Annotated in this window: 1 protein-coding gene; it reads right to left on the reverse strand. The window is 61.0% G+C overall.

What is annotated here, in order from left to right:
* Positions 1-580: 580 nt before the first annotated feature.
* Complete coding sequence (locus ACZ5NH_RS45500) at positions 581-1486, reverse strand: alpha/beta fold hydrolase (protein ID WP_468784369.1); 906 nt, start codon at positions 1484-1486, stop codon at positions 581-583.
* Positions 1487-1539 lie beyond the last annotated feature (53 nt).

The following is a 1539-nucleotide window of genomic DNA, read 5'->3' on the forward strand; positions in this document are numbered from 1 at the left end:
GGCCTTCCGGCATGACGGCCTTCAGTCGGTTCACAGAGTTGTCAGAGCGAGGGCACGAGCCAGTCAGCGTCCCCATGGCCGGTGGAAAGGTCGTGCCCTATGCAGGCAGCAAAGAGGAGGTTCTCATCGTAGGCCGCGTCATTCAGAGCACCGACGTGTTCCGCGTACAGATGCGCCCACAGGAAACTACGAATGCAGTGGTTTACGACAGAGGGGTTACGGTCTGCTGCATCGCCACAAGAATCTCATTCTGTCAAATTCCCGTAGGTAGGCTTGTCCTGTCGTTCATATCCTTTTCCTCCGCGAGCCGCTGGCCTATTCCGCTACATTCATAACATCCGCTTCCTCTTCGTCGCCGACGATGGAAGGTACTTCGACTGAAATGCGGGGGGCACCTCTTCCAAGGGAGGCCGGTTGCCCGATTAGGCATCAATGGAAATTGCGTGGGATTGCGTCTTCGGTAGCAGTACTTCGTCATGAATAACGCTTTCCCAGTGCCCCTGATGACCAAATCACGAAGGGCCAAGCCAGGCATCGCCTGCTCGCGAACAGGCGATGCCTGGCGTGCTGTGAAGCAGGTTCAGTCCTCGTCTCCGAGGATGAGTCGGGCTGTCTGCTCGGGCTGTTCCCACTGGGGCCAGTGGGAAGCGTTCTTGATCAGGTGCAGCGCGGCATGAGGGAACTGATGGGCGATGTGACGGGCGACTTCGGGGTTGAGGTAGGGATCGTCCTCGCCGAACGCGACGGTGACCGGCACGGTCAGCGTGGCCAGCTCGCCATCCGCGATGCGGCGGTTCTGGACCTCCAGGTCAGGGAAGAGAGTGGCAGTCCACGCGCGAATCGCTACCAGTGCGTCCGACCGCGTGCCTTCGCCGAACCATTGCGGGACCACGGAGGCGGCCACCACACCGTCCGGGTCCCCGACTGCATAGCCGAACCGCACCTGGGTATGCGCCAGGATCCATTCCCGCATCTTCGGGTCGTCCATGAGGGCGTCGGCGAGCGGTTTGAAGTTGGGATCTCCCAGCAGGCGGATCAACTCCGGGAACTGCAAGGAAGGGGCGTCCCCGTAGTAGCAGTTGAGGAGGACGAGTCTGTCCACCGACTCGGCGTGGTCCAGGGTGAAATTGACCGCGACGGCACCCGAAGCGTCGTGGCCGACCAGAACGCAGCGATCGATTCCCAGCTCAGTGAGTACCGCACTGAGTTCGGCTTCGCGCTGTCCGGGCCGGAGGGTGGCCTCCTGGCCCCGGTCAGACTTTCCGAAGCCGGAGAAGTCCAGCGCCACCACGCGCCGTGGAGTTACGAGAGGGATGATGCGGTCATAGATCCGTGAATCGTCCGGAAAACCATGCATGGCGACTACGGGTAAGCCAGTGCCTCCGATGTCTCGGACGTGCAGACGTCCGTAGGGTGTTTCGACCGATCTGCTCGCATACTCGTAATCAGGTGTGGACATACCATCCTCTCCGGCTTTGAGTGCCATCCCCAGCCACCTGGCATTTTGGGTACTTGCCGTCGGTCCGCTGTTCCCAACGA

Source organism: Streptomyces sp. NPDC031426 (genome assembly GCF_055581585.1).